Raw genomic sequence first — 6,669 nt, 5'->3', positions numbered from 1 at the left:
CGAAGCTGATCAGTTTCAGCTCCAGTTCAAAGGGTGCGCTGATGCCCTCTCGGAGTTCGAACGACACCACTTCGAATGCAGCTTTGCCAACGAGTGCCTCAAAGCTGTAGCGCAAATCAGATTGGCTAGGCATAAAAGATCCTTGTCCGCCGTCTGAATCAACACAAAGCCCGGGCGGGCATGGCCTGCCCGGGGCATTTGCACGGGTCAGGCGGCGGGTGCGCGCCAGTCGTCAGAGCCTTCGGTATTGGCTACATCGTGAGCCCACGTGATCTTTCGATACGCCAGCGATACTTCAACCAGCTGGGTGTAGTTTTCATTGTCTTTGTCGAGTGCGTGGGGAAGCACGGTATTGATGCTGACGATGGTGGCGTCTTCGAGCGTGGTGGTGAAAAAATGCTCTTGTTTGCCTTCCGATGAGGTGCGATACCAGCTGACCTCGACTGTTGGCAGCATTTCGCCGGTGGCAAGTGCCTGATACATCAGGGGGGTAGCTTTGTTCAGTGAACTGGTGAATATGAAAGGCTTATGCACGCGCTGGCCACTCGGTTGACCGCTCTGGGGGTCAGTGGGCGTAGTCACCTCATGCTTGATTTCCTGAACCAGAATCTGATCTTCATGGCCTTGTTGGAACACGTTGCCGACGGAGTCAGCGGTGAAGGCGCCCGCGGTGATGTTGCCTTGGGTCTGGCCTACGATCTTGATGTAAGCGGGTGTTGGCATGGCAGTTACTCCTGCGTCCATGTGGGTAAAGCACGCACACCACAGGTGGCGTGGCCATCGGAAACGATGGGCTTGTCAGCGAGGCAAAAACCTCGCGAATTCGTTGAACTCAGTGGTGCTGTGTCACGGTTGGCTATTGCTGCAAGATGCCGTTCAGCGACTCCAGCACCTCGGTTGTGATCAGGTGCAGGCGGTAGCTGTAAATCCCGTAGGCCACCGCCATGGCGATGGCGGAGATGACCAACGGGCTCCACCACGGCCATATCCGGCTCATGCGGAAGTTTCTGGGGGCGACGTTGGTGTAGGGGTCGCAGACTTCTTCGGGGGTGGGGCCGCGCAGTTCGCGGATGATCCCGTGCAGTTGGTGAATCAGTGCGTTGAGTGTTTCTTCGCCTTTCGGCGCGAGCGCATACTTGCCCTTCAGCCCAAGGCACAGGGCGAAGTACATGAACTCCAGTACGTCCTGATAACGCTTGGGCTCCTGCATCAGGCGGGTAATCACGGTGAAGATTTTTTCCCCACCCCAGGTCTCGTCGTGGAAGATGCTGAGAAGCGGCTCGTGGCTCCAGCAACTGCTTTTGCCCCAGGGCCGCTCCATCACCGCTTCATCGATGTACAGGCACAGGCCGTAGGAGTACGCCAGCAACTGAGCGGGCTCATAGCCGTGCTGGCGTATTTCTTCCCGGATGCTGTCGATCTGAATACGCACTTGCTGATGCACATCTTTGATGTTGGGCAGTTCATCGAGCGTGCGCAGGCGCATTACCAGCCCGAACAAGGGTGCCGCAGCATCCAGCATGAGATTGGCGCAGCCACCCCTGAGCTGAAACTCCGGGTCCGCGGGGTAGCCCTGATAGGCAGGTTCCGGCTTCTGCTCCTGTGCAGATGCAGTGGAAGCTGCAGCTGCAGCTGCAGCTGCGGGTGCGTCGTTGGGCAACGACTTCTCAAGCATCGACTGCAAATCCGTTTCCGCAACGTGCTTCGCGTCGTTGAGGGTAGGGTTACTGTTTTCCATATCATTCACCCCTGATCGCCCAGAACTGCAGTTCAAGCCCTGGGAACTCACCTGCAACGTGGAAGCCGAAGCCGTTGGCCGTCTTCATGCAGGCCCAGGCGGGGTCACGGCGGTCCAGTTCGAAGTAGCTGAAGCCCGCATGGAAGGGCAGGTCGCGTGGTGCAACCGGCAGGGGCAGCAGCGGGATGCCCGGCAGTTGCAACGGCACCAGGTCATTCAAGGATTCGAGTGAGGTGACCTTGGCTTTCTGTATGAACATCTGGCGCAACGTCTGCGGCGGCAGGTCGGCGCGCACGGCGACGATGAAATCGGCTTCGTCGATCAGGCGCCGGTCTTCCAGCGTGGTTGTCATCACGCCAAAGTCCAGGGTCTCCAGCGGCAGTGACACGGCGCGGGGTTGCAGGACCGTGCTCAGGGCTCGACGGAGCGTGTCCTCCAGGGGCTTGAACGAGGTACGCAGTGCGGTGTGGTGGTAGGCCGGGTATTCCTGCGGCAGCCGGTTCTCGTCGGTGAAGGTGACGAATTCACCACACGCCTGGCTCATGGACAGGTACAACTGCTCGGGGTGTGTTTGTCCTTGCCGGGCCAGGTGGTTGAAGCACGGCCACCAGCGGTTCATGGCCTGCAGCAGGTTGAAGTCACGGATGTCGGCGATACCCGACTGGCCCGAAGCGCCAATGCGGGCGGCAAGATTGCGCGCACGCTCGCGCAGGGTGTTGGTGATTTCTTCAAGAAACCGCTGAAGGGCCGGCACTGCCCGCACCGAAACGCTGGTGGGGTAGAACGTTTCATCCAACAGCAGGCTACCGTCAGGGCGCCGCTCCAGGATACGAGCCACGGCCAGGCGGGTGTAGGCACTGCTGTCATCGGCTTTGCGTTTGAGCTGCAGGTTGGGCACGGCCAGGTCGACCTGCACCAGGTCACCGTCGGCGCTGTGGGTATCCTTGATCTCCTCTGCCTGAGCGTTGTAGCGGAAGTTGGCGGCATTGTCGGGCCAGCTGACTTCACGGCCCCCCTCGGTACGCAGCGGCAAGCACAGGAATATCTCGCTGTCTTTCGAACCGTCGTCCTCGATTTCCAGGGGCGGCGGCGGCGGCAGATCGGCAGGAATATCGAACACCGTGCCATCGGGCATGATGCCGCGCGCCTTGGTGATGGCGACCTTGCCCAGGCTCAGGTATTCGGTGCTCAGCTGCAGTTCGCTGAAGCCGTAGAAGGCCGCGTTGAGGCTGCCAAGGCGTTGATGCAAGGCCGCTTCACTGGCCCGCGCAGCTTGTTGGAAATGTTGTGGTTTGACGAACAGGCCTTCGGGCCACAGAACGGGGTTACGTGAACTCATGAGCGCTCCGTGTCAGCGTGAGTAAGGGGGATAGGGTGCAGAGGCGCTGTCATTCCTCCTCCTTGAGCAGGATCTGCGCGTCATTGACCAGCACTGAGAGAATGATCTGGTGGCCGCGTGGCGGAATCCGCAACACTTGCTGCCAGGTCGCGTTCTCCTGGTTTCTGTAGTCGCCGATCACCGCGACGAAGCGGGTCTCGGGCTCGATGGGCTCAAACGGTATGAACTTGAACTGGCCTGGGTTCAGCAGGTAATCGTCATCGCGGATGTAGGTACTGCGCAGTGCCTTGGCGGGGTCATCGTCCAGCAGTTGGTACACGCTGTTGCGCAGCAGCGAGTCATCGCGCAGTTGCAGGATCTTGATGGCAATCGGTGTGGCGACAGGCACGCTGGCTTCGGCCTTGCTGCCCGGCAGCGTGAGCACCACCGTGGGGTCGTCATAGCTGCCGGGCGAGCTTTCTTCCATCGGGGAGCGAACCCATTCGCTTTGGTCCTCTTCGCCGGTTTCCACGCGGGACATCGCGGGGAATTGCGCTTGCAGGTACTCAAGCAAGGTCCCGACTTTGTCGGTCAGTGCGTGCGGATCGCCGGCGCTCAAGGTGACTGCGTAGGGGCTGGGTTCCAGGATGCTCTCAGGGATGGCCGCCACGTCGACACTGTTCGGGTTGCTGTTGAGCGTTGGGCTGACGTTGATGCTGAACGCGACTTGGGTTGGGTTGTCCTTGGGCGGCCCGATTGGTAACGAGTGGTCCAGCGCCACCTTGGTGGCTCTGCTCAAGGACGTGCAACCTGGCAGTCCGACCAGCACGACCAGCAGAGGCGCAATCCAGACGGCCAGGCGGCTCATGACCGCCCCCGGAAGCGGACAACGGGACTGATTTGGCCATCGTGGTCATCGACGAAGCTGGTCCAGCCCAGGTAGGCGCCTTGGCTGCGGTGCAGGTAGAACGGCGACAGTGCGTTTTGTTTCAGGCGCAGCTCCAGGTCATACGCCAGGCCATCGCGCAGCAGAAAATCAATCAAGGCGCGCAAGCGTCCGAAGTTGATGCCGCTGGGCAGCAAGTCATGCAGCTGCGCCTGGTCGAGTTCGCTGATGAGGATGGTGAATTTGCTGCTGCGGGTGCGGGTGCGGCTGCCGACCATGAACGTGCTGCCAAGCTCGCCGTTGCTGCGCCCGAGGCTTACAAGCTGTTTGCTGTTGGTGGTGACCGTGCGCGTCTCGAATTCGCGGATCTGCACGTGCGTCAGATCGAAGCAGTGGGCGATGATGCCGGCGACGGTCCCCGGTGCGCGGCCGCGGCTGGCGATAACACCGGCAAAGCTGAGCAGGCGGCTCCAGGGCAGTGTCGTGTCGCCGCGCAGCTGTTTGTCGTTCAGCCCGAGCAGGGCGAACATGTACTGGGAGAACCCGTCCCGCGCACCGGGTTGAAAACGGATGTAATAGCGGTACTTGCGCCAGATCCGGTGCAGCAGGCTGAGCAGGTAATGGTTGAAGAAGTCGAAGAAGGCCGGCCGCACGCCTACACCCTGGGCATGTTCATAGGCCACCTGTTCCAGGTAATAGGTGGGCAAGGGCGAGTCGGTACCGTGCAGCCCCATGAACGTGGTGCACACGCGATAGCGCTCATCCTCCCCGGGCATCCGCTCGGCCTTGTACACATCAGAGACGGGAAAGGTCAGGCGCGGGTCGCTGGCCAGCCGCACGCGCAGCCGGGTGGCCTCATCCGCCCAACGCGGTTCCAGGTCGTCGCCGTGCAGGCCATGCAACCGCTCCAGCAACTGGAAGAAGTTGTACTGGTGCGCGTTGGCGAGCAGCTTGTCGGCTAGATCAGCGGTTGCTTGCCGGTCTGGATGGGCCATGTGTAGTGCTCGTTGTTGGTGGTGTTGATCACTTCCAGTTGATGGAAGGAATTGATGCTGGCGTACAGGGCGAAGAAGTGCGCGAGCACGCAGCCGAACAGGTAGAGGTCGCCTTCGCAGAGGAAGGCGGTCTGGTCCAGTTTCAGCCGGGTGTGCAGGCCGCGAATGGGTTGCCCCTTGATCAGCCAGTCCATGGGCTGTGTGTGGATTTCGCGGATACCGTCGAGGCGTTTGCCGGTGGTGCGCGCTTGCTGGATGTCGTGCAACGCCGCGAAGTCGTAGGTGCGAATCACCGCCTTGAGCGGCTCGACCGACAGCAGCGACAGGTAGTTGAGCGACATGTTGGAGATCAACGCCCACTGCAACTGGCCATCCAGCACGGGCCGGTAGGGGCGGGTGGGGGCGCAGATGTTGGTATAGGTCGCCAGGGGCGGCGTGACTTCGGTGAGGACGTTGATGTCATCCACGCCCAGCGCCAGCGGCAAGTCCCTGTTGGTGCAGGTCAGGTCGATGGATGCAGTTTCAAGCTCGCCTATATAGTTGTTGGCATCGGCGCGCACGAAGGCGATGCGGTGGGTCACGCCATCGCCGCGCAGGGACTCTTCGAGTTGGTAGCGGTAGTAGAGCGCCGTGCGGCCTTGGGCATGCTCGATTTCGTGGGCGAACGATTCGAAAGGGCGAAAAGTCCGCAGGTGCTCCCCGGTACTTCCGTCAGTGGTCGTTCGGGTGCTGATGACTTCGTCGACACTGAAGATTTCGTAAGCGGACTGCGCCTCGCTTCTGGGCTTCAGCTCTACCTGGGCAGCCTCGCTGGCCAGGTCGATGGGCTCGGCACTGTGCTTGAACAGGTTGACAGCCGGGGTGCAGAACAGGCTGAAATCTTCTGTGCCAACGCGAAGGGTGTCTGGCAGTTGACGCGTGAAATGGAACTCGATGCCCACCTGTGGGCAGGCTTGTGCCGGCCACAGCTTTTCCAGGCCGGTAATGCTGAAGAAGTGGAAGCGCTTCGGGAACACGAAGTATTCCTGCAGAATACGGTAGCCATCGAACACGTTCTGCGGGTAGGGCAGCAAGGCCTCCTCAGGGCTGAAACCTGGGAACCCGATGCTGTTGGCCGGTAGCCGGCGCACCTCGCCGTTCATGATCACGCTGACGTGTTTGAGGTATTGAGAAATCCATAGATAAAGCGTCAGAGCGGTGCGGTTGTCGCCGCTGAGGTGGAAATCCAGACGGGCGCAGCCCAACGTATTCAGGGGCCGTTCGACCAAGGTTTGCAGGCCGATGCGAACCACAGAGCTGTCGAGTGTCTGGGTTGCGCTGACGGCGCTGATTTCAAACGGATGAAGGCTCACTCCCGTGCAGGTACGAAACTCGCAGGGCACGGCGTCCACGGGTTTCGAGAACAACCTTGCACCTTTGGGAATGTGCTGTGACTGGCTGAGCGATTGTTTGCGTGGCGAGAATCGGATAATCGTGGCGCTGGGCAATGGGCGCAGGTAGTTGGGCCACAGTATCTGCAGCATGGGGTGGGTGAGTTCTGGCAGGTCATCTTCCAGCTTCAGCCGAAGCTTGGCCGTTAGAAACGCAAAGGCTTCCATCAACCGCTCGACATCGGGGTCGCTGCCCGCCTTGCCTAGCAGCCGGGCAAGCTGAGGGTTGTCCTTGGCGAAGTCGTTTCCCAACTCGTGCAGGTAACGCAGTTCTTCGCTGAATCTGTCCTTCAGTGACATGG

The 6,669-nt window shown here is 60.6% G+C and carries 6 protein-coding genes; all 6 read right to left on the bottom strand.

The window, feature by feature from the left end; genetic code table 11:
• Window positions 1-207: 207 nt before the first annotated feature.
• The 6 genes from ACF8O8_RS02900 to tssF all read right to left on the bottom strand — a co-directional run bounded on the left by ACF8O8_RS02900 (window position 208) and on the right by tssF (window position 6,667).
• The gene (locus tag ACF8O8_RS02900; protein WP_010954872.1) at window positions 208-723 is read right to left on the bottom strand and encodes an Hcp family type VI secretion system effector; all 516 of its coding nucleotides are present in this window, start codon (window positions 721-723) and stop codon (window positions 208-210) included.
• 133 nt (window positions 724-856) lie between these two features.
• Window positions 857-1,738 carry a type IVB secretion system protein IcmH/DotU gene (icmH, locus tag ACF8O8_RS02895; RefSeq protein WP_392509215.1) on the bottom strand — a complete coding sequence of 294 codons (882 nt, stop codon included), beginning with the start codon at window positions 1,736-1,738 and terminating at the stop codon, window positions 857-859.
• A 1-nt stretch (window position 1,739) separates the two neighbouring features.
• Window positions 1,740-3,077 (bottom strand): type VI secretion system baseplate subunit TssK, encoded by a 1,338-nt coding sequence (tssK, locus tag ACF8O8_RS02890; RefSeq protein ID WP_392509214.1) that lies wholly within the window; start codon window positions 3,075-3,077, stop codon window positions 1,740-1,742.
• 49 nt (window positions 3,078-3,126) lie between these two features.
• Window positions 3,127-3,924 (bottom strand): type VI secretion system lipoprotein TssJ, encoded by a 798-nt coding sequence (gene tssJ / locus ACF8O8_RS02885; protein WP_392509213.1) that lies wholly within the window; start codon window positions 3,922-3,924, stop codon window positions 3,127-3,129.
• The gene (gene tssG / locus ACF8O8_RS02880) at window positions 3,921-4,937 is read right to left on the bottom strand and encodes a type VI secretion system baseplate subunit TssG (protein ID WP_010954869.1); all 1,017 of its coding nucleotides are present in this window, start codon (window positions 4,935-4,937) and stop codon (window positions 3,921-3,923) included. Before tssG ends, tssJ begins: the two co-directional genes overlap by 4 nt.
• A complete protein-coding gene (tssF, locus tag ACF8O8_RS02875) occupies window positions 4,901-6,667 on the bottom strand; it encodes a type VI secretion system baseplate subunit TssF (RefSeq protein ID WP_392509212.1) in 1,767 nt (588 codons plus the stop codon). The genes tssG and tssF overlap by 37 nt, the downstream gene beginning before the upstream one ends.
• Between the last annotated feature and the right edge of the window lie 2 nt (window positions 6,668-6,669).

Origin of the sequence: Pseudomonas sp. TYF_14, from assembly GCF_043105275.1 — a bacterium.
Lineage (GTDB): Bacteria > Pseudomonadota > Gammaproteobacteria > Pseudomonadales > Pseudomonadaceae > Aquipseudomonas > Aquipseudomonas alloputida.
This window is presented reverse-complemented; position numbering and strand designations above follow the sequence as displayed.

Bases quoted from the DNA above. Each gene is read 5' to 3' on its own strand.
- tssK (WP_392509214.1), bottom strand. From the start codon at position 3,077: ATGAGTTCACGTAACCCCGTTCTGTGGCCCGAAGGCCTGTTCGTCAAA.
- tssF (WP_392509212.1), bottom strand. From the start codon at position 6,667: ATGTCACTGAAGGACAGATTCAGCGAAGAACTGCGTTACCTGCACGAG.
- ACF8O8_RS02900 (WP_010954872.1), bottom strand. From the start codon at position 723: ATGCCAACACCCGCTTACATCAAGATCGTAGGCCAGACCCAAGGCAAC.
- icmH (WP_392509215.1), bottom strand. From the start codon at position 1,738: ATGGAAAACAGTAACCCTACCCTCAACGACGCGAAGCACGTTGCGGAA.
- tssG (WP_010954869.1), bottom strand. From the start codon at position 4,937: ATGGCCCATCCAGACCGGCAAGCAACCGCTGATCTAGCCGACAAGCTG.
- tssJ (WP_392509213.1), bottom strand. From the start codon at position 3,924: ATGAGCCGCCTGGCCGTCTGGATTGCGCCTCTGCTGGTCGTGCTGGTC.